Genomic DNA, 26,005 nt, shown 5'->3' with positions numbered 1-26,005 from the left:
TTCTTCAGTCACTGGCGGAGGGCCGGTACGCTGTAGGCATGGCGCAGCAAGAGGTTCCGACGGGCATCACCGAGCCGTGTGCCGGCGTGGGTCTCGCCATCACCCGGGCGTTCGACGTACTCGGCAAGCGCTGGACCGGGCTGATCATGGCCGTGCTGAGCCAGCACGGCCCGGTGTACTTCTCCGAACTGCGCCGCGCCGTCCCCGGGATCAGCGAGCGGATGGTCTCCGACCGCCTCACCGAACTCGCGGACGCCGGACTGGTGGTGCGGCAGGTGGACGAGGGGCCGCCGCTGCGGGTCAGCTACCGCCTCACCGAGGCGGGCGCCGCCCTCGGCCCGGCCCTCGGCGAACTCGCCCGGTGGGCCGAGAACCACCTGCCGCCCGGCCCGCCGACCTGCTGACCTGCCGACCTGCCCGCCGGACCGCTGCCCCGGCAGGAGCAGCGCGGACGGACACACATCGGCGGTGGCAGCGGAAACGGAAAACAGCACCCGCGCCTGACGGCGGGGGTGCTGCGGTGCTCCGGACGGCTGCGGTCGGGCGGACCGGCTCCGCCCGGGCTACTTCCGGTTCTTGCCGGTGAGCCGGCCGACGCGGTCGGCGATGCCCCAGGACGTGACGCGCCACATCGCCTCCAGGACGATGCTGCGGCTCATCTTGGAAGCGCCGAGCTCACGCTCGACGAAGGTGATCGGCACCTCCGCGACCTTGAAGCCGGCCTTCACCGTGCGCCAGGCCAGGTCGATCTGGAAGCAGTACCCGGCCGAGGCCACCTCGTCCATGCCCAGCCCCAGCAGCGTCTCCTTGCGGAACGCCCGGTAACCGCCGGTGACGTCGCGGATCGGCACACCCAGCATCAGCCGCGAGTGCAGGGAGCCCGCCCGGGAGAGCACCAGACGCGACTTCGGCCAGTTGACCACCCGGCCGCCCGGCACCCAGCGCGATCCGAGCACCAGGTCGGCGCCGCGCAGCGCGGTCAGCAGCCGGTCCAGCTCCTCGGGCCGGTGGGAGCCGTCGGCGTCCATCTCCACCAGCACGTCGTAGCCGTTGTCGATGCCCCAGCGGAACCCCGCGAGGTACGCCGCGCCCAGCCCTTCCTTGCCCTTGCGGTGCAGTACCTGCACGTTCGGGTCCTCGGCGGCGAGCTTGTCGGCGATGTCACCGGTGCCGTCCGGGCTGTTGTCGTCGGCCACCAGTACGTGGACCTCGGGCACGGCGGCCCGCACTCGACCGACGATCAGCTCTACGTTCTCGGCCTCGTTGAACGTCGGGATGATCACCAGCACCTTGCCGAGATCAGCAAAACTCTGCTGGTTCACGGTCACGTGCAAGCCTCTCGAACGATGGGGGCGGGACTGCACCACCCGCATCCGCATCGACGATGCGGAACTGTGCCGGGCGGCCCGCAGGAGACAGAAGATCCTGAGAACCGGCATCCTATACCGCGTCCGGTGGGCCCCGTTCACGAACGGCCCGCGGCGGTGGCCCGCCCGCCCGCTGATCCGGGCACCCGCTGTTTACCCAGCCGTACGGTCAGTCGGCTAGGGTCGACTCCCAGCCTTTGCCAGGATTGCCCGCGCCCGCAGGAACCCTCCCGTCCCGGCGATCCGGCGACCACGCCAGTGCAGCAGAGGAGTAGGACCGCGCGCATGGACAGGCTCGTCAACACCGTACGCCCGTACGCCTGGGGTTCGGTCACCGCGATCCCCGAACTGCTCGGGCAGCAGCCGACCGGCAGCCCGCAGGCCGAACTCTGGATGGGCGCCCACCCCGGCGCCCCCTCCCGTACCGACCGCGGCGGCGGTCCCGTCCCCCTCGACGAGTTGATCGCCGCCGACCCGCAGGGCGAACTCGGCGCCGCCGCGGTGGCCAGGTTCGGCACCGGACTGCCCTTCCTCTTCAAGGTGCTGGCCGCCGGCATCCCGCTGTCGATCCAGGCCCACCCGACGCTCGACCAGGCCCGGGCCGGCTTCGCCGACGAGCAGGCCCGGGGCATCCCGCCGGACGCCCCGGAGCGCAACTACCGCGACCCCAACCACAAGCCCGAACTGATCTGCGCACTGGACGAGTTCGACGGGCTCTGCGGCTTCCGGCGACCCGCCGACGCGGCTGCCCTGATGACCGCGCTGAAGGTGCCCGCGCTCACCCCGCTCATCGACGTCCTGCACCGCAAGCCCGAGTCCGAGGCGCTGCGCGAGGTGCTCGGCGACGTCCTGTCGATGGCACCGGACGCCGCCGCCGGCCTGGTGCGGGAGACCGCGCGGGCCGTCGAACTGGCCGCCGCCGCCGACCCGCAGGGGCCCTACGCCCCGTACGCGCTGATCAGCCGGACCTTCCCCGGTGACATCGGGCTGCTCGCCGGCCTGCTGCTCAACCACGTCAGGCTGCAGCCCGGTGAGGCGCTGTACCTCGGCGCCGGTGTCCCGCACGGCTACCTGCACGGCACCGCCGTGGAGTTGATGGCGAACTCGGACAACGTGCTGCGGGCCGGCCTGACGCCCAAGCACATCGACGTCCCCGAGCTGCTCGAGGTCGTCGTCTTCACCGCCGCCGACCCCGACGTGCTGCGCCCCGTCCCGGTGCCCGGCACGCCCGGCGAGGAGCTGTACCCCGTACCGATCGACGAGTTCCGGCTCTCCCGGTTCGTCCTGGGCGCCGAGCCCCGGCTGATCGACGGAGCGGCCCCGCAGATCCTGCTCTGCACCGCCGGCGCCGCCGAGCTCACCGGCGCCGACGGAGAGGTGCTCACCCTGGCCAGGGGCGAGTCCGCGTTCCTCCCGGCGACCGGTACGGACACCGCGCTCGCCGGCCCCGGAGCCACCGTGTTCCGCGCCACCGTCTCGCTCTGAGACCGGACATCAGGGCCCCCGGCCGAACGGCCCGGACGTGAAAAGCCCGGGGCCCCGGACGCGACGTGGATCGTCGCGCCCGGGGCCCCGGGTCCGTCGGGTCACCTACGGATGACTCAGTCGTTCTGGTAGAAGCCGAACCAGTCGACCACCAGGTCGGCGTCGCCGTCGCTGATGTTCCAGAAGTCGACGATGCCGGTGGAGCCGCCGGTCGCCTGCACCAGGTTCGGGACGGTCTGCCCGCGAAGCCAGTTCAGCGTCGAGCCGGGAGCCCGGGTCGGCCACACGGGCGTGCCGTTCTTGTACGTGTCCAGGGTGTTCGGGTCCGGGGTGGTGGCCAGGAAGCCGGTACCCGCCGTGTTGGTCACGGTGGCGTTGAACACGTAGCCCGTGACGTCCGCGGCGTCCGGGAACATCACCACGGGGTAGTAGTACCCGCCCGGGATCGACGGACCGTCGGCCGCGGTCCGGGAGTCGATCACTCGCTCCGGAACGACCGGCAGGTAGGCGCTGTGGCTGGCGGTGCTGTAGTAGCCCACCACGTCGACGATGACGTCGGCGGCCGTCCAGGCGCCGTTCTTGACCCGGATCTTGCCGTCGGAACCGACCGGCGCGATCACCGAGTTGGCGATGGTCTGACCCTCGCTGAAGTTCACGTTGGACGCCGACGGGGCGTTCTGGCCCGAGGGGTAGACCGTGAGGTAACCGGCGCTCCGCGGGTTGGTGACCGTGACGTTCAGCGCGACGGCGGTGACGCCGGCGGGCAGCTGGCCGCCCGCGGCGCCGGCGATCTGCACGGGGAACGACGTGCCCGGGGCGACCTGGCCCTGAGTCGTGCCGGTGCCGTTGCGGGTGTCGACCAGGCGGGTCGAGGCCAGCGAGGTGTACCCGCTGGACGCGCTCCGGGTGAAGTAGCCGGCGACGTCGCCGATCAGGTCGACCGTGCCCCAGCCGTCGTTGTACAGGTCGATGTAGCCGTTGGAGCCGACCGGCACGATGACCATGTTCGGCACGGTCTGACCGGCCGAGAAGTTGACGTTCGAGGTGGTCGGCTTGGTGTCACCCTCGCCGTACACCGTGATGTGGCCGCCGGCGGCGGCGTTGGTGACGGTGACGTTGATGGCGACCGCGGTCACGCCGGACGGGATGCCGTTGCTGCCGCCGACCTTGAGGCGGGTCCCCGTGTAGGGCTGGACCGGCGCCTTGGCCGCGCCGGTGCCGTCACGGGTGTCGAGCAGACGGGTCGGCCCGAACGCCGTGTAGTCCGAACCAGCGGTCGTCACCGAGGCGGTGTTGGCCGCCTTGTTGCCCGAGGCGTCCGAGACGGTGACCGAGATCTGGTACGGACCCAGCTGGGCGTAGGTGTGAGCGGTGGTGCTCGTCCCGGCGCCGAAGGAGTTCACCGTGCTGGTCGTGCCGTCGCCCCAGCTGATGACCGTGGTGAGCGCGACGGCGTCGCTGGTCACGATGGTGTCGAGCGAGAGGCCGTAGGCGCTGGTGTACTGGCCGTTGAGCGCCACCGCGAGAGTCGGGTTGGCGCTCTGCGCGGCGGGCGCGGCGGCCGCGCCCGCGGCGGGCGCGGCCGCGGCGGGCGCGGCCGCGACCCGGGACTGGACCGACTTCTTGGCCGGGCTGCTGAAGGTGGTGAAGTTCGACGACCCGGAGGTGACCGGGTCCAGGCCGGCATCGACACGCTTGGTGGCGGCGGCGGAAGGCGCGTCGGCGGCGAAGGCCAGCGTCGGCATGAGGGTAATGCCGGCTGCGATGACGGCAGCCGTGGCAACGAGACGGCGGTTGAGCACCGGCCCCCCAGTTCTATTGAATAATGATCAGACAGGCAGAAGGCACACAGTACAGATCCAGGACGAACTCAACAACGTCAATTCGTCACGCCTTCGTCATGGTTCGGCAAGCGGCGCGACGCTCGCCGTCCGGACCACCGAGGACCGGCCGCCTTCCTTCCCGCACGGCATTTCCGACGCATCGGACATGCCGGTGAACGTCGCGACTCCGTGGACGAAGTGGCGACGTCTCAGGGACGACTGCGGGTAGTCGGAAATTCACCCTCGGAGATCGGACGGTCCCTTAGTCGACCGTACGGCCGACGAAAAGCCGGAAATGCCCCTCGGCATCGGCCCAATGGCCTCGGTATCGACCCGGAACCCTCGGCTTCGGTCGGTGGAACACCCTGGTCCGATCGGTATATCGACATTGCCGGATCGCGGGACGCACGCCCGCGCACCCTGCCACGCACCCGGGTCCGCACCCGGCCACACACCCGGCCAGGCACCGCGTCCGCATCCATGGCCGACGGCAAGGTGCCTGGTGACACCCATCGGCCGGGAGGAGGCCCGACGGCCCGGCGCCGACCGGGAACTACGCGGCGCAGACGGTGTCCACCGGCGCGGAGCATCCGCTCGTCCGACGATTTGGACCGGAATCCGCACACCCCCATCCCCCGTCCACGAACACCCGCCGTGAACACCCGCCGTGAACACCCGCCGTGAACAGCCACCCTGAACAGCCACCCTGAACAGCCACCCTGAACAGCCACCTCGAACGCCGCCTGTGAAAACCGGCCGTGAACCGGATCGTCCCCCGTCGACTCCGACCCCTGTCGCGGGCGAACAGGAGCTGACTGCAGGGAGTATGACGTTGCCTCCGAAAAACCAGGGCTGCTCCTGGCCGCGCGTGCGAACGCTCGGGATCCGAAGACCCGCCGCCTTCCCCGCCCGGAACGGAACACCGGCCCCGGCAATGCTCCGATCCCATTCGACCGGAGGAAGACGGGGCGATTCCCCCGCCCTTACCGGCCGCATTGCCCGTTTGGGGCGGAGATATCCGAAGTGACAGAAGTGAAGCCGGGGAGGATGATCGCGCGGATTCGCGGGCGAGCCGGGGCTCGGAGCGAACGGGAGCAGGGACAGGAACAGCTCGCACTCACCCGCTCGGGGGAGCCGGGCAGCCGACCGCCCTCCTCGGCGGGCAGCTCCGCGACGGCTCCGACGCACTCCCCCTCCTGGGCTTCACCGGCACCGTCGCCGGTCGGCCCGAGCACGGTCCGGTGCTCGGGCCGCGGCGTCCGGCGGAGTCCCGGCGGGCGCGACGGCCGCCCTCCGCACCGGCGGGCGCCTCCGCCGGTCAGGGGGCGGCGCCCGCCGAACCGGCCTCCGGCAGTGGCCGCTCGGCTGCCGCGCCGTCCGCGGTGAGAGAGTGCCGGCCGGACCAGGCCAGGACCGCCGCCGCGCTCAGGGCGAGCAGGGGGACGGTGAACCCGGCCCGCACGCCGCCCGGGCCGTCGACGAGGCGGCCGACCGCGGCGGCGGAGACGGCGATGCCCGCCGCGCTCGCGGAGTTCGTCCAGGTGAAGGCCTCGGTCAGGACGGACCGGTCCACGACCGACTCGACGAGCGTCGAGCAGACGACGATGCAGGGAGCGACGCCCGCACCGGGAAGCAACAGGGCGAGACCGAGCTGCCAGGGGGCGTCGGCCAGCAGCGGCAGCAGCGACGCGCAGGCCAGAAAGGTCAGAATGCGGGGCAGTTGGGCCGCGGCCTGGGTGTGCCGGCGCAGTCGCCCGTAGGCCAGACCGGCCGGCAGGCTCGCCGCGCTCATCAGTCCGTAGAGCAACCCGGCTGCCGCGGCGGCGTGGTGAACCTCGGCGAAGGCGCTCACCGAGACCTGCATCGAGCCGAAGAAGACGCCCAGCGCCAGACCGACCGCCAGCAGGGTGGCGAAGTTCCGGGTCAGCAGCGTCCCCCGGCGCCGGGTGGCCGGACGGTCCGGAGTGGAGGTCGCGGTGGGCCCCGGGGCCGTACCACGCAGGGCGGCGAAGGCGAGTCCGGCACCGACGACGAGCACCCCCGCCAGCACCGTGCCGGCGGCCGGATGCACCTGGGTCGCCGCCGGCACCGCGAGGGCGGGTCCGAGGAGGAAGGCCATGTCGTTGCTGATCGTTTCGAGTGCGAAAGCCGCGGTGAGCTCGGCCCTGCCGCGCAGCAGAGCCGACCAGCGCGCAGCGCAGAGCGCACCGAACTGCGGGACGGTCGCCCCGGCGGCGGCGCCGGCCGCCGTCAACGCCGTGACGGGCGCCCCCGTCAGGGCCAGCGCCACCAGCGCGGCGATCGCTCCGGCGTGGGCGTACAGGAGGGGGACCAGGACGCGCGATTGTCCGAGCCGGTCCATCAGACGGGCCGTCCGCGGGCCCGCCAGGGTCTCCGCCACGGCGAACGCGCCGGTGACCAGGCCGGCGGCCCCGAAGGACCCGGTCTCGGCATGGACCAGCCGGACGATGCCGAGACCAGCCATGGCGACCCCGAGCCGAGCGGGAGCCGCGGCCAGGAAGAAGGCGGCGGCCCCGGGAGTCAGCAGGGCCGAACGGTAGGAGGCGGTGCCCGGCCGGGCCGCTACGCGACGGCGAGCCAGCCGTGCGGCCCGGCCGGGATCCCGCGCGGTACGACGGAGCAAGTGCCGTGGTGTCACGGCGAACCTTCCGCTGCGCGGTGGGACGGTCCGGGAGCACGACGCCCTTCGTGGGCGCCGCCCCCGCCGCCAGGAGTCGTCCAGGTGACGCGGACGGGACCGGATCGAGGTCCGCGTCGGCGTCGGCTCCAGCGCCGGCAGAAACGTCTAGTGCTGTTGTCGAGGCAACCGGATCGACGAGCGGACCCGGCGGACAAAGACTTTAGCGGCGACGGCGGGCGAGGAGAAGGCCCCCCGTGCGTCGGCCCGTCCGACGCAGTGCCGTCCGACGCAGTGCATTCCGATGCAGTGCCGTCCGGCGCGGACCACCCGGCACGCCCGTCCCCGGCGCGGGGAACCCCGCTCGACGGGCCCTCGCGCAGCGGCCGGTGACGGTGTCCTTCCGACCGGGCTCGCAGCAGGCCTCTCAGTTCTGCAACCGATGTCAACCGGTATCAGGTGCATCTCGTGGCGTCCGCCGAGGCCCCGGGCCCCGACTGCTCCGGGTCGGTGTCAGCCGTGCACCGGTCTGAGACCCTGGGCGGCTGTAGGGTCTCGCGGCTCGTGTCGGAGACCACCGCTGTGACCTGCGGCTCTCAGGTCTGTCTCACCACAGTGGCGGAGGAAACGTCTACTTGATGGCGCTTGGGCCGGACGGAAGGCGGTTGCGGCAGGTTGTGATCGGCTCCGACGGTGGTGCGGTCAGGACAAGTGCCGAGGATTGGCCGTTCAACGCGCCTTTCGATCTTCGTGCTCCGCACTATGTGTCCATGGAGATCGTCCATGATGACTTCGAGGCTGCATGGCAGCGCGCTCGTCACGGGTCCGAAGCCTGATCAGCCGGAACATGCGTGGATGGAACGGGAGCGTGAAGAGGAAATGATCTGCGTCGCCTCTGCGGCGAGATGCTCCCGGAGCCAGTCAACCGGGAGCCGTGTCGGCAACGGGTGAAACGAGGACCACGAACGGCGGATCAAAAGCGGGCCGCTCTGCGATCTCTTGATCATCCTGACTTCAATGATCTGAGGTCAGGAGGAAGAGAGGGTGATTCGCGTGGAGGACTGGGCCGAGATTCGTCGGTTGCACCGGGCGGAGGGACTGTCCGCCCGGGCCGTGGCCCGGCAGCTGGGGATCTCCCGTGGCACCGTGTTGCGGGCGCTGGCCTCGGACCGGCCACCGAAGTACCAGCGGCCTCTGAAGGGCTCGGCAGTCGACGTGGTGGAGCCGGCGATCCGGGAGCTGCTGAAGCAGACGCCGACGATGCCGGTCACGGTGATCGCGGAGCGCATCGGCTGGGAGCGCGGGCTGACGATCCTGCGCGAGCGGGTCCGTGAGCTGCGGCCGGCCTACCTGCCCGTCGACCCGGTCTCGCGAACCGTCTACCGGCCCGGCGAGCTCGCGCAGTGCGACCTGTGGTTCCCGCCGGTGGACATCCCGCTCGGCTACGGCCAGGCCGGACGCCCACCGGTGCTGGTCATTGTCTCCGGCTACTCGCGGGTCATCACGGCCCGGATGCTGCCCTCCCGGCAGAGCGGCGACCTGATCGACGGCCACTGGCGCCTGCTCGCCGACGGCTGGCAGGCGGTCCCGAAGATGCTGGTCTGGGACAACGAGGCGGGCGTCGGCAAAGGCAGGCTGACCAGCGAGTTCGCCGCGTTCGCCGGACTGCTGGCGGTCAGGGTCCACCTCTGCCGGCCCCGCGACCCGGAGGCGAAGGGCCTGGTCGAGCGCGCCAACGGTTACCTGGAGACCAGCTTCCTGCCCGGCCGCACCTTCACCGGCCCCGACGACTTCAACAACCAGCTGGGCGCCTGGCTGCAGATCGCCAACCGCAGACAGCACCGCTCCATCGATGCCCGGCCCGTCGACCGCTGGGAGGCCGACCGGGCCGCGATGCTCACCGTCCCGCCCGTCGGCCCGCCCAACTGGTGGCGCTTCCACACCCGCATCGGCCGCGACCACTACATCCGCGTCGACACGAACGACTACTCCGTCCACCCCCGCGCCATCGGCAGGACGGTCATGGTCCGCACGGACACCGAGGAGATCACCGTGACCTGCGGCAACGACATCGTGGCCCGGCACACCCGCTGCTGGGCCAGACACCAGACCCTCACCGACCCCGAGCACGCCGCCGCGGCCGACATCATGCGCGGCGAGGTCATCCACCAGCACGCCGCCCGCGCCCACGCCGCCCGGGCCGCCCTGCTGGCCCCGGACAGCCTCGGCATCGAGGTCGAGCAACGCGAACTGGGCACCTACGACCGCATGTTCACCCTCATCGAGGGCGGCGCCGGCAAGGAGGACACCTGATGGCCCGCACCGCATCCCAGGCTTCACGCCCCACGACCGGCACCGCGAAGCCGGACGGACAGACATCCCGAACCGGCCGGCAGACCGCCGCCGACCTGGCCTTCCTCGCCCGCGCCATGAAGGCCCCAGCCCTGCTGGACGCCGCCGAACGCCTGGCGGAGCGCGCCCGCACCGAGTCGTGGACCCACACCGAGTACCTGGTCGCCTGCCTGCAGCGCGAGGTCTCCGCCCGCGACAGCCACGGCGGCGAGGGCCGCATCCGCGCCGCCCGCTTCCCCGCGGTCAAGACCATCGAGGAACTCGATGTCGCCCACCTGCGGGGCATGACGCGCCAACAACTCTCCCATGGACGCGCAGAGGAACAATCCGTTGCTTCCGTGATCCTGTCTCGTTGATGTGCTATGGGCATACCCGAGGGCACACATGAGTTGCTGACGGCGAAGTTCCAGGCGGTGCTTCCTCACCTGGACGAGCGCCAACGCCGGTTGGTGATGGCCGCGGAGGCGCGGTCGCTCGGCCACGGCGGGATCCGGGCGGTGGCCCGGGCTGCCGGGGTTCGCGAAGGCACGGTCTCGCGGGGCGTGTCCGAACTGGAAGGCGGCGAGCCGCCGTTGGGACGCGCGCGCCGTCCGGGCGGCGGACGCAAGCGTGTCGCCGATATGGATCCCGGCCTTCGTCCGGCGCTGCTCGCGCTGGTCGAGCCGGACCTGCGGGGCGATCCGACGTCGCCGCTGCGCTGGACGACCAAGTCGACCCGGCATCTGGCCGCGGAGCTGACCTTGCAGGGCCACCGCGTGGGCGCGGACACAGTCGGTGACTTGCTGCGGGAAGAGGGCTTCAGTCTGCAGGGCAACTCCCGGGTCCTGGAAGGAACTGACCACCCGGACCGCGACGCGCAGTTCCGCTACATCAACGACCAGGTCAAGGCTCACCAGGCGAGCGGGGACCCGGTGGTGTCGGTGGACGCGAAGAAGAAGGAGCAGGTCGGCCAGTACCACCAGGCGGGCCGGGAGTGGCAGCGCAGGGGCGAGCCCGTCAAAGTCCGGTCGCACGACTTCCTCGAGTACGGCGGTGCCGGCCAGGTCATCCCCTACGGGGTCTACGACCTGGCCATGAACACCGGATGGGTCAGCGTCGGCACCGACCACAGCACCGCGCAGTTCGCGGTCGCCTCGATTCGCCGCTGGTGGCAAGCCGTCGGCCAGGACACGTACCCGCACGCGCGCCGCCTGTTGATCACGGCGGACGCGGGCGGCTCCAACGGCTACCGCACCCGCGCATGGAAGGTCGAGCTCGCGCGACTGGCCAGCGACACCGGTCTGGAGATCACGGTGTGTCACTTCCCGCCGGGAACATCGAAGTGGAACCGGATCGAGCACCGCCTGTTCTCGCACATCACCATGACCTGGCGCGGCCGCCCGCTGACCAGCCACGAGGTCGTGGTGAACACCATCGCCGCCACCACCACGCGCACCGGGCTGAAGGTCCGGGCCGAGCTGGACAGCGGCTCCTACCCCATCGGCGTGCAGGTCAGCGACGCCCAACTGGACGCCCTGCCTCTTCGTAGCCACGACTGGCACGGCAACTGGAACTACACCCTGCTGCCGCAGGCGTTCGAGCAGGTCACGGCGCCTGCGGCGAAGCCCTTCGACCAGGCCAGCCAGGAGCATGCCTGGCTGTGCCACCCATCGGTCACCGGGATGCGGCCCGTCGAGTGGGCTGCGTTGGTCCGGGCGCTGGGCGCCCTGCACGAGGACCAACGCGAGGCGCGACTGCAGCGACGTCGGGGGCACGAGCGCAAGAAGTTGCCTGGTTCAGGCCGCCCTCCCACGCTCACCCTGGTCGACCGGGTCCTGGCGGTGCTCCTGCGCGACCGGCTCGGGATGACCCTGACCACGCTCGCCGAGCTCTTCCACGTCCGGTACGAGACCATCGGATTACGCATCCGTCAGGCCCGTGAACTCCTCGAACTCCTCGGCAAACAGCCACAACCCGCCCCCGCCCGGCTGACCACCGTCGCCGACCTCCGCGCACTCGTAGCGCGCAGCGATAACGCCGCCAATCAGGAGATCAAGATGGCGAGTTGATTATCTGCGCGTCCCATCTGGGAACATTGGACTTCATAGCGGCCAAGGAGAACGCCGTCTTTCTGGGTCCCCCGGGCACCGGCAAGACGCACCTGGCCACCGGCCTCGCCGTCCGGGCCTGCCAGGCCGGGCACCGCGTCGCCTTCGCCACCGCCACCCAGTGGGTCGACCGCCTCGCCGCCGCCCACCACACCGGCCGCCTTCAGGACGAACTCGTCAAGCTCAGCCGCTATTCGCTGATCGTGATCGACGAGGTCGGCTACATCCCCTTCGAGGCCGAGGCAGCGAACCTGTTCTTCCAGCTGATCTCGAACCGATACGAGAGGGCCAGCGTGATCGTCACCTCGAACAAGCCCTTCGGACGCTGGGGCGAGACCTTCGGCGACGAGACCGTCGCAGCCGCCATGATCGACCGACTCGTCCACCACGCCGAGGTCCACTCCCTCAAAGGCGAGTCCTACCGCATGCGCGGCCGCGAACTCGGCCGCACCCCGACCACCAACAACGACTGAACACGACCGCACAACGGCTCCCGATTGAACCGATCAGAACGGCCCGTTTTCAGCCGTTGCCGACAAGCCGCTGGCTGAAGCTGTACATGGCGGCTTCCTGGGCCAGGTCCAGGAGCTGAGCGGTGTCGACGGCTCGGACAGTGCGGGGAAGGCTCGGGGTCATGTCGCGATGATGCCAAGAAGTCCCCGGGGCCGAGAAGTCAGCTGGGCCGGGATGCGATCTGCCGACGGGCAGTCCCCCAGACTTCCTCGAACTCCTCGAAGGCGAGTTGTTCGGGTACGTGGCCTGCCCATTCCGAGACGGGCAGCTCGGCAGTGATCCCGAACCTGCTGATCTCATCGAGGCGACCAGCGTCGAAGGCCAGCTGCCACTCGGCAAGGGAGGCAGCTACGCCCGGAATCAGCTCAGGCCCTTCGAGTTCGACCTGCCGAATCACCCAGCCTTCGCCGTCCACCTCGAAGTAGAACCAGGTGTCTTCCTCGTCCCAATAGCAGCGCATCCATGTCGTCACCAGACCATGATGCCGAGCCAGACGCACCGCCCTCCTGCGCTTGTGTCGTGGCGGGGCGATGAACCCGGCCGATCATGCGAGTCTCAAGACCGGTGTCGCATCCGACTCTGACCCGACGTCCGTCCTGAGATTCCGACGTCAAATCCGAGACCCTACAGCGGCCGCCACTACTCCCGCGTCATGTCGACGAAGCGCGAGTAGTGGCCCTGGAAGGCCACGGTGATGGTGGCGGTGGGGCCGTTACGGTGCTTGGCGACGATCAGGTCGGCCTCGCCGGCGCGGGGGGACTCCTTCTCGTAGGCGTCCTCGCGGTGCAGCAGGATGACCATGTCGGCGTCCTGCTCGATCGAGCCCGACTCACGGAGGTCGGAGACCATCGGCTTCTTGTCGGTTCGCTGCTCGGGGCCACGGTTCAGCTGGGAGAGCGCGATGACCGGGACTTCGAGCTCCTTGGCCAGCAGCTTCAGGTTTCGCGACATGTCGGAGACCTCCTGCTGGCGGCTCTCCGCCCGCCGGGAGCCGCCGGACTGCATCAGCTGGAGGTAGTCGATGACGACCAGCTTGAGATCCTGGCGCTGCTTCAGGCGACGGCACTTGGCGCGGATCTCCATCATCGACAGGTTCGGCGAGTCGTCGATGTAGAGCGGGGCGCTGGTGACGTCGGGCATCCGGCGGGCGACCCGCGTCCAGTCGTCGTCGGTCATGTTGCCGGAGCGCATGTGGTGCAGGGCGACCCGGGCCTCCGCGGAGAGCAGGCGCATGGCGATCTCGTTGCGGCCCATTTCGAGCGAGAAGATCACGCTCGGCAGGCCGTTGGTGATCGAGCACGCCCGGGAGAAGTCCAGGGCGAGGGTCGACTTTCCCATCGCGGGACGGGCCGCGATCACGATCATCTGCCCGGGGTGCAGGCCGTTGGTGAGGGCGTCCAGGTCCGCGAAGCCGGTCGGGACGCCGGACATCTGGCCCTGCCGGGAGCCGATCGCCTCGATCTCGTCGAGGGCGCCCTCCATGATGTCGGCGAGCGGGGCGTAGTCCTCGCTGGTGCGCTGCTCGGTGACCGCGTAGATCTCCGCCTGGGCGGCGTTGACGATCTCGTCGACGTCTCCCTCGGCCGCGTAGCCCATGCCGGCGATCCGGGTGCCGGCCTCCACCAGGCGCCGCAGCACCGCCCGCTCGTGGACGATCTCCGCGTAGTACTCGGCGTTGGCGGCCGTCGGGACGGAGTTGACCAGGGTGTGCAGGTAGCCGGGGCCACCGACCCTGACCAGCTCGCCGCGCTTGGTGAGCTCGCTGGCCACGGTGATCGGGTCGGCCGGCTCGCCGCGCGCGTAGAGATCCAGGATCGCGCTGTGGACCAGCTCGTGGGCCGGGCGGTAGTAGTCCTGCGGCTTGAGGACCTCCACCACGTCGGCGATGGCGTCCTTGGAGAGCAGCATGCCGCCGAGGACGGACTGCTCGGCCGCGAGGTCCTGCGGGGGCACCCGCTCGAAGCCCTCCGCGGGCGAAGAGCGCTCGGGCTCGTCCTCGTCCCGCCTGCCCTTGCCTCCGCCGCGCTGGAAGCCGCCCTCGCGTCCCTTCCCGCCGCCGCCACCGCCACCGCCTGCGCCACCGCTGCCACCCCCGCTGCCACCCTGGCTCCCGCCCGTACGGGTGCGCGAGACCGGCAGCCGGTCCCCCGGCCCCTCGGGGAAGGCGCCGTCGGTGAACGGACCCGCCGCGAAGGCGTCGTCGGACGGCTGCCAGTCGTCCTCCGGCGGTGGCGGAGCGTCGTGGTCGTCGTACTGGGGGCCGGTCACGCGTGTTCCCCGATCAGCGATTGGTGCGAGTTGGAGCGGGCTTGCCGGTGGGCTCGGTGGAGCGGTCGTGCGCTCCTCTTTCTACGCCACCGGGCCGGTCGAACCGGACGGCGGGTGGTGGCGGGAGTGTCGGGTGAGCGACCCACGCTAAGGCTCCGGACGCCCTGGGGCCAAGGCGGTTATCCACAGGCCGTGTGGATGAAGGCCCCACTCCTGTGGAGAACTGCGCCAAACCTGTGGACACCCCTGTGGACAGGGCTGTGGATAACCACACCATCTGTCCACCGTCAACCTGCTGACCTGCATCTACTCCCTCCAATGGCTGTGCATGAGAAATACTTCACACGCGTGCCGAGGTCCCCGCTGCGCTACTCCGCATCCCGCCCGGATCCCCTGGGCCAGTAATGACCAGGATCACCTTGTGACCATTACCTGTGGATGAGTAGCCTGATCCCCATGACGCCCACCCCAGACCGCCTCCGCCCGGACCGGCGGCGGCACGACCGGCGGCGGCACGACCGCGAGATCCTCGCGCTCGCGGTCCCCGCCTTCGGCGCGCTCGTCGCCGAGCCGCTCTTCCTGCTGGCCGACTCCGCGATCGTCGGCCACCTGGGCACCGCCCAGCTGGCGGGCGTCGGCGTCGCCTCCGCCGTGCTCGCCACGGCAGCCGGCCTGTTCGTCTTCCTCGCCTACGCCACGACGGCCGCGGTCGCCCGCCGGATCGGCGCGGGCGACCGGCGGGCCGCCGTCCAACAGGGCATCGACGGCATCTGGCTGGCCCTGCTGCTGTCGCTCGGCGTGGTCGCGCTGGCCCTGCTGCTGGCACCCTGGGCGGTGTCCGCGCTGGGCGCCTCCCCGACGGCGGCGCCGTACGCCGTCACGTACCTGCGGATCAGCTCGCTGGGTCTGCCCGCGATGCTGGTGGTGATGGCCGCCACCGGCGTGCTGCGTGGATTCCAGGACACCCGTACGCCCCTGGTGGTCGCCGTCGCCGGCTTCACCGCCAACCTGGGGCTGAACCTCGCCCTGGTGTACGGCGCCGGCCTCGGCGTGGCCGGTTCGGCCTGGGGCACCGTGCTCGCCCAGAGCGCGATGGCCGTCGCGTACCTGGTCGTGGTGGTGCGCGGCGCCCGCCGGGAGGGCGCGGGCCTACGGCCCGACCTGCCCGGCATCCGCGCCTGCGCGCGGGCCGGCGGCCCCTTGATGGTCCGCACCCTGAGCCTGCGGGCCGTCCTCATGATCGCGACCGCGGTCGCGGCCCGGCTCGGCAACGACCAGATCGCGGCCCACCAGATCGCCATGACGCTCTGGAGCTTCCTGGCCTTCGCCCTGGACGCCATCGCGATCGCCGGCCAGGCCATCGTCGGACGCCACCTCGGCGCCGGGGACGTGCCGGGCACGAGGGCGGCCACCCGGCGGATGGTCGAGTGGGGCGTCGGCGCGGGCGTGCTCTTCGGGGTGCTGCTGGTGGTCGCCCGGCCGCTGTACATCCCGCTGTTCACCCCGGATCCGGCCGTCCAGGAACAGCTCGGCCAGGTGATGCTGCTGGTCGCGCTGACCCAGCCGGTGGCCGGGCCGGTGTTCGTCCTGGACGGTGTGCTGATGGGCGCCGGAGACGGCGGCTATCTCGCCCTGGCGATGCTCGGCACGTTGGTCGCGTTCGTCCCGGCGGCCCTCGCGGTACCGTCCCTGGGCCTCGGGCTGAGCGGCCTGTGGTGGGCGATGAACCTGTTCATGCTGGTCCGCGGCGCGTTCCTGTACGGACGGGCGCGCGGCGGCGACTGGCTGGTGACCGGCGCCGTCCGGGCCTGAGCGGGCCCGGCGGGCGAGGAACGACCGAGGGCCGGGCTCCGTGAACGGAGCCCGGCCCTCATGCCACTTCGGACGGAGATCAGGCAGCGACGACGGCGACGTCGAGGTTGGCCTGGACGTCGGAGTGCAGCTTGACCGAGACCTTGTGGGTGCCCACGGTCTTGATCGGCGAGGCGATCGCGACGGCGCGCTTGTCCACGACCGGGCCGCCGGCGGCCTTGACGGCCTCCACGACGTCGGCCTGGGTCACCGAGCCGAACAGGCGGCCGGCCTCGCCGGAGCGAACGGCCAGCTTGACCTGGAGGCCCTCCAGCTTGCCCTTGACCTCGTTGGCGGCCTCGAGCGTCTGGATGGCGTGAACCTTGCGGGCGCGACGGATGGCGTCGACGTCCTTCTGGCCGCCCTTGGTCCAGCGGATGGCGTAGCCACGCGGGACCAGGTAGTTGCGGGCGTAGCCGTCCTTGACCTCGACGACCTCGCCGGCGCCACCGAGACCCGGCACCTCGTGAGTGAGGATGATCTTCATTATTCGGTCACCCTCTCTTAGCGCGCGGTGCTGGTGTAGGGCAGCAGCGCCATCTCACGGCTGTTCTTCACGGCCGTGGCGACGTCGCGCTGGTGCTGGGTGCAGTTGCCGGTGACCCGGCGGGCGCGGATCTTCCCGCGGTCGGAGATGAACTTGCGGAGCAAGTTCGTGTCCTTGTAGTCAACGTAGTTGACCTTGTCCTTGCAGAAGACGCAAACCTTCTTCTTAGGCTTGCGAGCAGGCGGCTTCGCCATCGTGTGCTCCATTTGGGTTTCACGGACCGGGCCCGCGGGTCAACGCGGGTGACCGGACCGCACGAAATCTGTCAGCTCTAGAACGGGGGCTCTTCCGAGAAGCCGCCACCGGCCGGGGCGCCCCAGCTGCCGCCGCCGCCCTGGTTTCCACCAGTGGAAGGGGCACTGGACGCCCACGGGTCGTCGGACGGGCCGGACTGGCCGCCGCCGGAGTTTCCACCCCAGCCACCGCCGCCCTGCTGCCCGCCGCCGTACCCGCCGCCGCCCTGCTGGCCGCCGCCGAAGCCGCTGCCACCACCGGGGCCGCCGGAACCGCCCGGCGCACCGGACCGGTTGGCCCGGGTGACCTTGGCGGTCGCCGAGCGCAGGCTCGGGCCGACCTCGTCGACCTCGACCTCGAAGACCGTCCGCTTCTCGCCTTCCTTGGTCTCGTAAGACCGCTGGCGCAGTCGGCCCTGCACGATGACGCGCATGCCGCGCTGCAGCGACTCGGCCACGTTCTCCGCCGGCTGCCGCCAGACGTTGCACGTGAGGAAGAGGCTCTCGCCGTCCTTCCACTCGTTCGTCTGGCGGTCGAAGGTGCGGGGGGTGGACGCGATGCGGAACTTCGCGACCGCCGCACCCGACGGGGTGAAGCGCAGCTCGGGATCGTCGACGAGATTGCCGACGAGGGTGATGACGGTCTCGCCTGCCATGGTGGTGGTGACCTCTCGGTGGAGTCCGCGTTCAATGCTCGCCGTGTGTTTCACGTGAAACACACGACGCGAGTCACCCGACGCCCGGAGGCGTCAGAGGTGACTCAGTGGGTGTCCGGGCGCAGGACCTTGGTCCGGAGGACCGACTCGCTCAGGCTGAGCTGGCGGTCGAGCTCCTTGACGATCTCAGGCGTGGCCTTGAGGTCGATGACCGAGTAGATGCCCTCGGACTGCTTGTTGATCTCGTAGGCCAGACGGCGACGGCCCCAGGTGTCGACCTTCTCCACGTTGCCGCCACCGGTGCGGACGACGTTGAGGAAGTTCTCGATCAGGGGGGAGACAGCGCGCTCCTCGACCGACGGGTCGAGGATGACCATCAGCTCGTAGTGACGCATGGGTAACCCACCTCCTTTGGACTCAACGGCCACGGTCTCTCCGTGGCAGGAGGGTTGTGCAGCGTCGGCACCGGAGTAGTGACGACACCGGCTCACCGTAGCGGCCGGCTCCGACACTCGGCCCGCCCGAACCCGGAAGTGGGCACGAAGGGGCACAACTACACCAGTGCAGACCGCACAGCCTACCCGCACCCGGTCGGACGAACAAAACGCATAGGGGTTGTGATCCATGCCCCAACCGCCGCAATCTGGACGGAACGGCCGCGATGGACGCGACCGCCTGCTCGTTCCTCCTCAGGAGGTGGGATCCATGGCACTGTCCACGAACCGGTTCCCCGCGCTCACCCTCAACACCGACGGTCACCGGCACCCCCGCGAGAACACCCTGGTGGGCGTCACCGCCCTGCTCGGGGTCCTGGCCTTCACGACCTCGTTCTTCTACGACCTCCATCTGCTGACCGCGTTGGCCGGCCTCTTCGGCGTGATCGCCGGGATGTGGGGCCAGTTCATCTCGGTCACCACGGCCGAGCGGTTCGTGCTGGTCATCGCGACGGGCATGTCCGCATGGGGCTTCTACCTGGGCATCGCCCACGGCGGACTCTGGTGAGCCCCGCGCGCTGACGCGCCACCGCGGCCGCCGACGGCGGACCCCTCGGCGCCCCCGCCCCGTACTGTCCGAGCACAGGCCACCGGGACGGGGGCGTCGCACTGCCCGCCCCCGTGGCGGTCCGGCATCCGGACGATAGGGTCACAGCCAGACCCTGGGCAGCCAGCCCGACCAACAAGGAGCACCGAGCATGAGTCTGCGCCTGAGGACGATCACCCGCGAGGAGCACCTCGCCTTCATCCGCACCCGCGCCTCGGCGAGCCACATGCAGGTGCCCTCCTGGGGCGACGTGAAGGCGGAGTGGCGCACCGAGTCGATCGGCTGGATCGACGAGTCGGGCGCGATCGTCGGCGCCGGTCTGGTGCTGTACCGCCAGCTGCCCAAGATCAAGCGCTACCTGGCCTACCTGCCCGAGGGCCCGGTGATCGACTGGTTCGACCGCGACCTGGACCGCTGGCTGGAGCCGATGCTGGCGCACCTGAAGGCGCAGGGCGCGTTCTCGGTGAAGATGGGCCCGCCGGTGGTGATCCGGCGCTGGGACGCGCCGACCATCAAGGAGGCGATCGCCGCCAAGCAGGCCAAGCGCCTGCGCGACGTCGAGGCCGACTGGTACGAGGCCCGCGCCTTCGAGGTCGCCGACCGGCTGCGCAAGTCGGGCTGGCTGCAGGGCGACGACGGCGGCGCCGGCTTCGGCGACGTCCAGCCTCGGTACGTCTTCCAGGTGCCGCTGGCCAACCGCTCGCTGGACGACATCCAGAAGGGCTTCAACCAGCTCTGGCGGCGCAACATCAAGAAGGCCGAGAAGAGCGGCGTCGAGGTCGTCCAGGGCGGCTACGAGGAGCTGGCGGTCTTCCACCAGCTGTACCTGGTGACGGCCGAGCGCGACCGCTTCACGCCGCGTCCGCTCTCGTACTTCCAGCGGATGTGGAACGCGCTGACGGCCGAGGACCCGAACCGGATGCGGCTCTACATCGCCTACCACGAGGGCGAGCCGCTGGCCGCGACCACCATGCTGGTGGTCGGCGAGCACGTCTGGTACTCCTACGGCGCCTCGGCCAACCACAAGCGCGAGGTGAAGCCGTCCAACGCCATCCAGTGGCGGATGATGCGCGACTCGTACGCGCTCGGCGGGGGCGTCTACGACCTGCGGGGCATCAGTGACACCCTGGACGAGAACGACCACCTGTTCGGCCTGATCCAGTTCAAGGTCGGCACCGGCGGCCAGGCCGCCGAGTACCTCGGCGAGTGGGACTTCCCGCTCAACAAGCTGCTGCACAAGGCCCTCGACATCTACATGTCGCGGCGCTGAGCCCCCACCGCCCCCTGCCCCCATTCCTCCGGGAGATGACCCGATGACGCTGTCGCTCTACCTCGACACCGACCGCTGGCGTACTCACCAGCGCTCCGTGCTGGCCGAGTTCCCCGGTCTGGTGCCCGTGGCCAAGGGCAACGGCTACGGGCTGGGCAACCAGCGGCTCGCCGAAGAGGCGACCCAGCTGGGGACGGGCATCCTGGCGGTCGGCACCGCGTACGAGGCGGCCGACGCGGCCACCTGGTACGGCGGCGAGCTGCTGGTGCTGACCCCCTACCGGATCGGTGAGGAGGTACTGGCGCTGCCGCACGCCCGGGTGATCCGGACGGTGGCGAGCCTGCCGGCGCTGCGCGCCGTGCCGGGGGCGCGGGTGGTCGTGGAGTGCATGACCAGCATGCGCCGGCACGGCATCGGCGCGGGCGACCTCGCCGCGGTGGCCGAACTGGTCGACAGCATCTCCTTCGAGGGCCTGGCCCTGCACCTGCCGATGGACCGCCCGGACGGCTCCGACCCGGTGGACGAGGTCGCCCACTGGGTGGACGCGGCCACCGCGGCCGGCCTGCCGGTCCGCACCGTCTTCGTCAGCCACCTCGGCTCGGCCGGCATGGCCAGGCTCTCCGAGCGCTACCCGGGCACGGTGTTCCGGGCCCGGATCGGCACCCGGCTCTGGCTGGGCGAGGCCGGCGCGCTGGAGGTCCGGGCGACCGTCCTCGACGTGACCCCGGTGGTCAAGGGCGACCGGTACGGCTACCGCCAGCACCCGGCCCCCTCGGACGGCCACCTGGTGGTGGTCACCGGCGGTACGGCGCACGGCATCGGGCTGGAGGCGCCGAAGTACGTGCAGGGCGTCTCCTCCCGCGCCAAGGGCATCGCCCGCGCCGGCCTGGCGACCGTCAACAAGACCCGCTCCCCCTACAACTGGGAGGGCCGCCAGCTCTGGTTCGCCGAGCCCCCGCACATGCAGGTGTCGCTGCTGTTCCTGTCCTCCGAGGCGCGGCCCCCGGTGATCGGCGACGAGCTCACCCTCCAGGTGCGGCACACCACCACGCACTTCGACCGCGTGGTGGACCGCTGACCCGGCCGGACACCACGAACGGGCCGGTGGCCGGTACCCAGGGGGTACCGGCCACCGGCCCGTCGTACGCGCGGCCCGCTCAGTGCTCCGCAGGCCACGCCAGGGCGTCGTCGTCCTGCTGCGCCGGGTCGGGGGCGGTCAGCCAGCCCTCGGCGCCGGCGGGGGCGTACTGCGCGTAACTCTCCTCCTCCTCGATCCGGCGGGCCGCGCCCAGCACGAAGACGTCCGGGGCGAGGTCGAGCACACCGCCGGAGGGGTCGTCACTGCCGTCCCAGCGGACCGGGTCGCGGTCCGGCAGCAGGATGTCGCGGATGATCACGCCGCAGAGGTACAGCGTGCCCAGCAGGTGCAGCACCACCGCGAAGTGGTACCAGGAGTCGCCGATCCCGTGCTGCTTGGGGCTGGTGACGAAGCCCAGGTGGGACCAGATGCCGAGGGTGTACAGCACCTCGCAGGCCTGCCAGATCAGGAAGTCGCGCCAGCGCGGCCGGGCCAGCACCGCGAGCGGGATCAGCCAGAGCACGTACTGCGGCGAGTACACCTTGTTGGTCAGGATGAACGCGGCCACGATCAGGAACGCCAGCTGCGCGAAGCGCGGGCGGCGCGGGGCGGTGAGCGCCAGCCAGCCGATGCCGAGGAAGCAGAGGACCATCAGGCCGGCGATGTAGCTGTCGAGGTTCTCCAGGCCGACGCCGCGATCCTGCATGAGGATCACCCAGAAGGATCCGTAGTCCTCCTTGCGGTGCTTGCTGAAGGTGTAGAAGGTCGCCCAGCCGTCCCAGTTCGCCGCCATGATCGGGACGTTGACCAGCAGCCAGGCCCCGAGCGCGCCGCCGACGGCCTGCCAGAAGGCCCGCCATCGGCCGGCCCGCCAGCAGAGGAACAGCAGCGGGGCCAGCAGCAGCACCGGGTAGAGCTTGGCGGCGGTGGCCAGACCGATGAAGACGCCGGCCAGGACGGTCTTCGACCGGGACCAGCAGGCCATCGCGACCGCCGCCAGCGCGACCGCCAGCAGGTCCCAGTTGACGGTCGAGTTGAGCGCCAGGGTGGGGGCGAGGGCGAACAGCAGGGCGTCCCACGGGCGGCGGCGGTGGGTGCGGGAGACGGCCACCACGGCGACCACGGCGCAGGCCATCAGCAGACCGGCGTTGATCAGCCAGAACCACTGCTCCTGCTGCTGTCCGCTGCCGCCGCCGGGGGTGAGCCAGGCCGCGATCTGCATGAACAGACCGGTCAGCACCGGGTACTCCAGGTACTGCATGTCCGGCGACCCCTGCGGGATCTTGTCGACGTAGGGGTGCAGCCCCTCGGCGAAGCCCCGGCCGGTGAACAGGTGCGGGATGTCGCTGTAGCAGGCGTGGATGTACTGCGGCGAGCCCGCCTGGAACCAGCCGCTCTCGTAGCAGGAGGCCTTCTGCAGCATGCCGAGCACCGAGGTCACGATGACCGCCAGTGCCAGGAACCGCACCGGGATCCACCAGGAGACCCCGAGCAGGGCCCGGCGCCCGGGCGGGCCGCCGATCACCTCGCTGCCGGCCGCCGCGACCGGGTCCTCGTCCGCCGGGACGACGACCGTGTCCGGCAGCGGGCCGGCCGGGCCGGCGGATGCCCCCGACGGGTCACCGGCCTGCGCCACCGGGGCGTGGGCGGCCGCACCGGCCTCTTCGGGCCGCTGCGGCCCGGCGGATTCGTCACGCGCGCTCGACGTCATGGCGGACATCCTGCCGCACCTGTTCCGGATGGACGAGGAGGCCCCCGTCACCGGCGTCCCGGGTCGGCGGCGGGGCCGGGCGGAGCGGGCGACGGCCACCGGACGAAACAGCGGTGGCGGCCCTCCGAAGAGGACCGCCACCGCTGTTCACCGCTGCCCCACCGGGGCACCGGACGCCTCACCCGGCCGCCGGGCGCCGTCCGGAGCGCCTCAGCCCGGGGCGCCCGAGGAGCTCGGCTTTCCGCTCGGCTTGGTGGTGTCCGTGGAGCTGGCGCTCGGCGAGGCGCAGGGAAGCCCGAGCAGACAGGTCGAGCCGCCGCCGGGGCGGGTCCTGGTCGCGGTCGGGCTCGGCGAGGTGCCCGAGCAGTCCTGACCGGGCGCGCAGGTCGGCACCGTCGCGCTGGGCTGCGGGGCCGGGATGCCCGGGTCGGGGGCCACCGGCACCGTCTCGCTGGGCGAGGCGGAGGCGGACGGAGAGGCCGAGACGGGGGCACCCGAGGAGTCGAGCTGGGTGCCGACCGGCTGCGGGGTCGGGAAGCTCAGCTTGTCCTGACCCGCCAGGGCGGCCTTCATGTACCGGGTGAAGATCTCCGTCGGGGTGTCACCACCGTGGTTGGAGTCCTTGCCGCCGGTGCCGTTCAGCGTGAGCAGACCCGGGTTGCTCGGGTCCTCGCGCCACATCGAGACGGCGGTGGAGAGCTGCGGCGTGTAGCCGACCCACCAGGCCGACTTGTTCTCGTCGGTGGTACCGGTCTTGCCGGCCACCGGGCGGCCGAGCGCGTTGCTCTTGCTACCCGTACCGTTCTTGGCGACGTTCACCAGGACGTCGGTGATGTTGTCGGCGACGGCCGCGTCCAGCACCTGCTTGGGCGCCGGCTTGGTGAAGCCCGGCTGCTCCTTGCCGCTGAACTCGACCTTGGTCACCGAGTACGGGTCGGCCTCCTTGCCGCTGGCGGCGAAGGTGGCGTAGCCGGTGGCCATCCGGATCGCGCTCTGCGCGGAGGTGCCGATCGCGAAGGTGGGCGTCTTCGGGTCGGTGAAGGTGTCCTTGCGCAGGCCCAGCTTCTCCGCCATGTCGGCCACGTTCTGGCCGCCCACGTCCTGGTTGAGCTGGACGAAGGGCACGTTGTACGACCACTGCATGGCCTGCCGGAGCGAGACGTAGCCCCGCTTGCCGGAGTCCTCGTTCTTCTGCCGGTAGGGCTTGCCGTCGTCGCCGATGACCAGCGAGCCGTCCGGCTTGCGGATCTCGCTCAGGTCGTCGGCGAGGTAGCGGCTGTCCGCGTTGATCCGCTCGGGCTTGCCCTGCTTGTCGGTGGCGGTCAGCACACCGTTCTGCATGGCGGTCGCCAGGACGAAGGGCTTGAAGGTCGAGCCGACCTGGATGCCCTTGGCGTCGGCGTTGTTGGTGTAGTGGTTGTTCTCCACGCCGGGCCCGCCGTAGATCGCCACGATCGCGCCGTCACCCGGGACCACCGAGGCCGCGCCGACCTGGACGAACTTGTCCTTGTCGGGGCGCTTGGCCGGGTTCAGCGTCTCGCTCTGGACGTCGTCCACGGCCTTCTTGAGCGCGTCGACCTTGTCCTTCTGGAAGGTGGTGTAGATCTTGTAGCCACCGCGGTCGAGCTTCGCCTGGATGATGGTCTTGTCGGTGTTCATCACGTAGTTGGACGCGATGTCGACCAGGTAGCTGACCTCACCGTTCATGTTCGCCGCGGGCTTCTTGGCGATCGGCTCGGGGAAGGTCGTGCACTTGGCGCGGTCCTCGGCGGTGATCGCCTTGGTGATGACCATCCGGTCCAGGATCCACTTCCAGCGGCCCTCCGCACGGGCGTGGTTGGCGGCGCTGAGGGTGGGGTCCTGGACGGCCGCGCCCTTGAGCAGGTTGGCCAGCATGGCGCTCTGGCAGAGGTCGAGGTCCTTGGCGTTGACCCCGTAGTACGACTGCGCGGCGGCCTGGATACCGGTGGAGCCCCGGCCGAACCAGCTGGTGTTCAGGTACCCCTCGAGGATGTCGTTCTTCTCCAGCTTCTGATTGATCTTCAGAGTGATGAAGAACTCCTTGACCTTCCGGTCCAGGGTCTGTTCCTGCGTCAGATAGGCGTTCTTGACGTACTGCTGGGTGATGGTCGAGGCGCCCTGCGTCTCGCCGCCCTTCGCCATGTTGTAGAGGGCGCGGAGTATGCCCTTGGGGTCGATGCCGCTGTCGGTCCTGAACGTCTCGTTCTCCGCGGCGATGACCGCGTTCTGGGCGTTCGTGTTGATCTGGCTGAGCGGGACGACCTGCCGGTTGGTGTCACCGGTGCGGGTCATCTCCGAACCGTCGGCCCAGTAGTAGATGTTGTTCTGGTCGTTCACCAGGTCGTGGACCTGGGGGATCGTCGTGTTGGCGTACGCGATGCCGACCGCGGCGACGCCGCCGCCGAAGACCAGCAGGAAGCCGGAGAGCCAGATCCGCCAGGACGGCAGCCAGCGACGCACGCCCGACTTGCCGAACCGCGGGTAGTCGATGAAGCGCTTCTTGCCGGGGCCCGCCTGCGCGGCGGCCCTCCCGGTCGGCGGTTCACCGCCGCCGCCCTTCTGGCCGGCCTTGCGCATCTCGGCACGGGTCATCCGCGGCTGCTGGGCGGTGTCCCGGGCGCCGCCGGGCCGACGCCGGCCGATGCCGTCGGAGCGCAGTTCGTCGCCCCCGGTCCCTTGGCCGTACGAGGGCACACCCTCGGCCGGGCTGCCATGGGCGTACGGGCGGCCGCCGCCGGGGCGCTGCTCACCGCCGCCCGGGTTGGCCGACCTTCGCCGTCGTTCGCTCATCTTCCAGCAACTCCTCGTCAGGCCGGGTCGGGCCCGCAGGCGGGGTTCACGTCCGATGCCGCTGACCCCCCATCCCCGGAGGCGGTCCTCGTGCACACGCGACAGCGTACGCACCTACGAATCGTTGCTAATCGGGCATCAGTCACCAACCGCCCCATATCGGCGGCAGATCATTACATGCCCGTTGCGATCGGGGCTCGCGGCGGCCCGATCGCCATCCTGTGATCACAACCACGCGTGCCCCCCTTGCTCCTTCGGTGACCCCGGTTTACTG

21 protein-coding genes are annotated in these 26,005 nt (G+C 70.7%); 10 read left to right on the top strand and 11 right to left on the bottom strand.

Annotation, left to right across the window (positions count from 1 at the left end):
- Positions 1-38 precede the first annotated feature (38 nt).
- A complete protein-coding gene (locus OG823_RS17005; RefSeq protein ID WP_371480417.1) occupies positions 39-404 on the top strand; it encodes a winged helix-turn-helix transcriptional regulator in 366 nt (121 codons plus the stop codon).
- A gap of 159 nt (positions 405-563) precedes the next feature.
- On the opposite strand, the gene OG823_RS17000 is transcribed toward OG823_RS17005, so the two are convergent.
- Positions 564-1,322, bottom strand: coding sequence for a polyprenol monophosphomannose synthase (locus tag OG823_RS17000; protein WP_371480416.1), 759 nt, complete (start codon positions 1,320-1,322; stop codon positions 564-566).
- A gap of 330 nt (positions 1,323-1,652) precedes the next feature.
- On the opposite strand from OG823_RS17000, the gene manA reads away from it, so the two are divergent.
- On the top strand, positions 1,653-2,852 hold the full coding sequence (gene manA / locus OG823_RS16995) for a mannose-6-phosphate isomerase, class I (RefSeq protein WP_371480415.1): 1,200 nt from the start codon (positions 1,653-1,655) through the stop codon (positions 2,850-2,852).
- A gap of 116 nt (positions 2,853-2,968) precedes the next feature.
- Here manA and OG823_RS16990 read toward each other — a convergent pair whose 3' ends face one another.
- Together OG823_RS16990 and OG823_RS16985 are read right to left on the bottom strand one after the other, a co-directional pair.
- Positions 2,969-4,597 (bottom strand): PKD domain-containing protein, encoded by a 1,629-nt coding sequence (locus tag OG823_RS16990; RefSeq protein WP_371480413.1) that lies wholly within the window; start codon positions 4,595-4,597, stop codon positions 2,969-2,971.
- A 1,396-nt stretch (positions 4,598-5,993) separates the two neighbouring features.
- On the bottom strand, positions 5,994-7,319 hold the full coding sequence (locus tag OG823_RS16985; RefSeq protein ID WP_371480412.1) for an MFS transporter: 1,326 nt from the start codon (positions 7,317-7,319) through the stop codon (positions 5,994-5,996).
- Between the two features lie 1,038 nt (positions 7,320-8,357).
- On the opposite strand from OG823_RS16985, the gene istA reads away from it, so the two are divergent.
- Genes istA through istB form a run of 4 tightly spaced genes read left to right on the top strand, consistent with a single transcriptional unit; the run spans position 8,358 to position 12,225 of the window.
- Positions 8,358-9,626 carry an IS21 family transposase gene (gene istA, locus OG823_RS16980; RefSeq protein ID WP_371480411.1) on the top strand — a complete coding sequence of 423 codons (1,269 nt, stop codon included), beginning with the start codon at positions 8,358-8,360 and terminating at the stop codon, positions 9,624-9,626.
- Entirely contained in the window at positions 9,626-10,021 is a 396-nt protein-coding gene (locus OG823_RS16975) for an ATP-binding protein (protein WP_371480410.1), read from the top strand. The genes istA and OG823_RS16975 overlap by 1 nt, the downstream gene beginning before the upstream one ends.
- Before the next feature lie 6 nt (positions 10,022-10,027).
- Complete coding sequence (locus tag OG823_RS16970; protein ID WP_371480409.1) at positions 10,028-11,713, top strand: ISAzo13 family transposase; 1,686 nt, start codon at positions 10,028-10,030, stop codon at positions 11,711-11,713.
- Entirely contained in the window at positions 11,710-12,225 is a 516-nt protein-coding gene (gene istB, locus OG823_RS16965) for an IS21-like element helper ATPase IstB (protein WP_371480408.1), read from the top strand. The genes OG823_RS16970 and istB overlap by 4 nt, the downstream gene beginning before the upstream one ends.
- 200 nt (positions 12,226-12,425) lie before the next feature.
- On the opposite strand, the gene OG823_RS16960 is transcribed toward istB, so the two are convergent.
- A complete protein-coding gene (locus OG823_RS16960; protein WP_371484512.1) occupies positions 12,426-12,725 on the bottom strand; it encodes a hypothetical protein in 300 nt (99 codons plus the stop codon).
- 179 nt (positions 12,726-12,904) lie between these two features.
- The gene (gene dnaB / locus OG823_RS16955; RefSeq protein ID WP_371480407.1) at positions 12,905-14,533 is read right to left on the bottom strand and encodes a replicative DNA helicase; all 1,629 of its coding nucleotides are present in this window, start codon (positions 14,531-14,533) and stop codon (positions 12,905-12,907) included.
- Between the two features lie 456 nt (positions 14,534-14,989).
- Between dnaB and OG823_RS16950 the strand changes: the two genes are divergently transcribed.
- On the top strand, positions 14,990-16,345 hold the full coding sequence (locus OG823_RS16950; protein ID WP_371480406.1) for an MATE family efflux transporter: 1,356 nt from the start codon (positions 14,990-14,992) through the stop codon (positions 16,343-16,345).
- A 79-nt stretch (positions 16,346-16,424) separates the two neighbouring features.
- Here the strand turns inward: OG823_RS16950 and rplI are convergent, their stop codons facing one another.
- The 4 genes from rplI to rpsF all read right to left on the bottom strand — a co-directional run bounded on the left by rplI (position 16,425) and on the right by rpsF (position 18,215).
- On the bottom strand, positions 16,425-16,871 hold the full coding sequence (gene rplI, locus OG823_RS16945; protein ID WP_371480405.1) for a 50S ribosomal protein L9: 447 nt from the start codon (positions 16,869-16,871) through the stop codon (positions 16,425-16,427).
- Positions 16,872-16,888: 17 nt separating this feature from the next.
- On the bottom strand, positions 16,889-17,125 hold the full coding sequence (rpsR, locus tag OG823_RS16940; RefSeq protein ID WP_030304537.1) for a 30S ribosomal protein S18: 237 nt from the start codon (positions 17,123-17,125) through the stop codon (positions 16,889-16,891).
- A gap of 77 nt (positions 17,126-17,202) precedes the next feature.
- Positions 17,203-17,820 carry a single-stranded DNA-binding protein gene (locus OG823_RS16935; protein ID WP_371480404.1) on the bottom strand — a complete coding sequence of 206 codons (618 nt, stop codon included), beginning with the start codon at positions 17,818-17,820 and terminating at the stop codon, positions 17,203-17,205.
- Positions 17,821-17,924: 104 nt separating this feature from the next.
- A complete protein-coding gene (rpsF, locus tag OG823_RS16930) occupies positions 17,925-18,215 on the bottom strand; it encodes a 30S ribosomal protein S6 (RefSeq protein ID WP_371480403.1) in 291 nt (96 codons plus the stop codon).
- A gap of 310 nt (positions 18,216-18,525) precedes the next feature.
- On the opposite strand from rpsF, the gene OG823_RS16925 reads away from it, so the two are divergent.
- From OG823_RS16925 to OG823_RS16915, 3 genes are all read left to right on the top strand, one after another.
- Positions 18,526-18,822: a hypothetical protein gene (locus tag OG823_RS16925; RefSeq protein WP_371480402.1), complete on the top strand. Its 297-nt coding sequence runs from the start codon at positions 18,526-18,528 to the stop codon at positions 18,820-18,822.
- 190 nt (positions 18,823-19,012) lie between these two features.
- The gene (locus tag OG823_RS16920; RefSeq protein WP_371480401.1) at positions 19,013-20,131 is read left to right on the top strand and encodes a lipid II:glycine glycyltransferase FemX; all 1,119 of its coding nucleotides are present in this window, start codon (positions 19,013-19,015) and stop codon (positions 20,129-20,131) included.
- 43 nt (positions 20,132-20,174) lie between these two features.
- Positions 20,175-21,209, top strand: a complete 1,035-nt coding sequence (locus OG823_RS16915; RefSeq protein WP_371480400.1) for an alanine racemase — start codon at positions 20,175-20,177, stop codon at positions 21,207-21,209.
- Between the two features lie 79 nt (positions 21,210-21,288).
- Here OG823_RS16915 and OG823_RS16910 read toward each other — a convergent pair whose 3' ends face one another.
- Both OG823_RS16910 and OG823_RS16905 read right to left on the bottom strand, forming a co-directional pair.
- Entirely contained in the window at positions 21,289-22,920 is a 1,632-nt protein-coding gene (locus tag OG823_RS16910) for a glycosyltransferase family 87 protein (protein WP_371480399.1), read from the bottom strand.
- A gap of 210 nt (positions 22,921-23,130) precedes the next feature.
- A complete protein-coding gene (locus tag OG823_RS16905; RefSeq protein ID WP_371480398.1) occupies positions 23,131-25,731 on the bottom strand; it encodes a transglycosylase domain-containing protein in 2,601 nt (866 codons plus the stop codon).
- Between the last annotated feature and the right edge of the window lie 274 nt (positions 25,732-26,005).

Origin of the sequence: Kitasatospora sp. NBC_00315, assembly GCF_041435095.1 — a bacterium.
Lineage (GTDB): Bacteria > Actinomycetota > Actinomycetes > Streptomycetales > Streptomycetaceae > Kitasatospora.
Note: the sequence above shows the minus strand (reverse complement) of the source record. Positions and strands in the feature narration are given on the sequence as shown.

Bases quoted from the DNA above. Each gene is read 5' to 3' on its own strand.
- rplI (WP_371480405.1), bottom strand. From the start codon at position 16,871: ATGAAGATCATCCTCACTCACGAGGTGCCGGGTCTCGGTGGCGCCGGC.
- OG823_RS16990 (WP_371480413.1), bottom strand. From the start codon at position 4,597: ATGCCGACGCTGGCCTTCGCCGCCGACGCGCCTTCCGCCGCCGCCACC.
- OG823_RS16935 (WP_371480404.1), bottom strand. From the start codon at position 17,820: ATGGCAGGCGAGACCGTCATCACCCTCGTCGGCAATCTCGTCGACGAT.
- OG823_RS16920 (WP_371480401.1), top strand. From the start codon at position 19,013: ATGAGTCTGCGCCTGAGGACGATCACCCGCGAGGAGCACCTCGCCTTC.
- OG823_RS16905 (WP_371480398.1), bottom strand. From the start codon at position 25,731: ATGAGCGAACGACGGCGAAGGTCGGCCAACCCGGGCGGCGGTGAGCAG.
- OG823_RS16925 (WP_371480402.1), top strand. From the start codon at position 18,526: ATGGCACTGTCCACGAACCGGTTCCCCGCGCTCACCCTCAACACCGAC.
- OG823_RS16910 (WP_371480399.1), bottom strand. From the start codon at position 22,920: ATGACGTCGAGCGCGCGTGACGAATCCGCCGGGCCGCAGCGGCCCGAA.
- OG823_RS16960 (WP_371484512.1), bottom strand. From the start codon at position 12,725: ATGCGCTGCTATTGGGACGAGGAAGACACCTGGTTCTACTTCGAGGTG.
- rpsF (WP_371480403.1), bottom strand. From the start codon at position 18,215: ATGCGTCACTACGAGCTGATGGTCATCCTCGACCCGTCGGTCGAGGAG.
- OG823_RS16915 (WP_371480400.1), top strand. From the start codon at position 20,175: ATGACGCTGTCGCTCTACCTCGACACCGACCGCTGGCGTACTCACCAG.
- OG823_RS16950 (WP_371480406.1), top strand. From the start codon at position 14,990: ATGACGCCCACCCCAGACCGCCTCCGCCCGGACCGGCGGCGGCACGAC.
- OG823_RS16975 (WP_371480410.1), top strand. From the start codon at position 9,626: ATGGCCCGCACCGCATCCCAGGCTTCACGCCCCACGACCGGCACCGCG.
- manA (WP_371480415.1), top strand. From the start codon at position 1,653: ATGGACAGGCTCGTCAACACCGTACGCCCGTACGCCTGGGGTTCGGTC.
- rpsR (WP_030304537.1), bottom strand. From the start codon at position 17,125: ATGGCGAAGCCGCCTGCTCGCAAGCCTAAGAAGAAGGTTTGCGTCTTC.
- OG823_RS16970 (WP_371480409.1), top strand. From the start codon at position 10,028: ATGGGCATACCCGAGGGCACACATGAGTTGCTGACGGCGAAGTTCCAG.
- OG823_RS17005 (WP_371480417.1), top strand. From the start codon at position 39: ATGGCGCAGCAAGAGGTTCCGACGGGCATCACCGAGCCGTGTGCCGGC.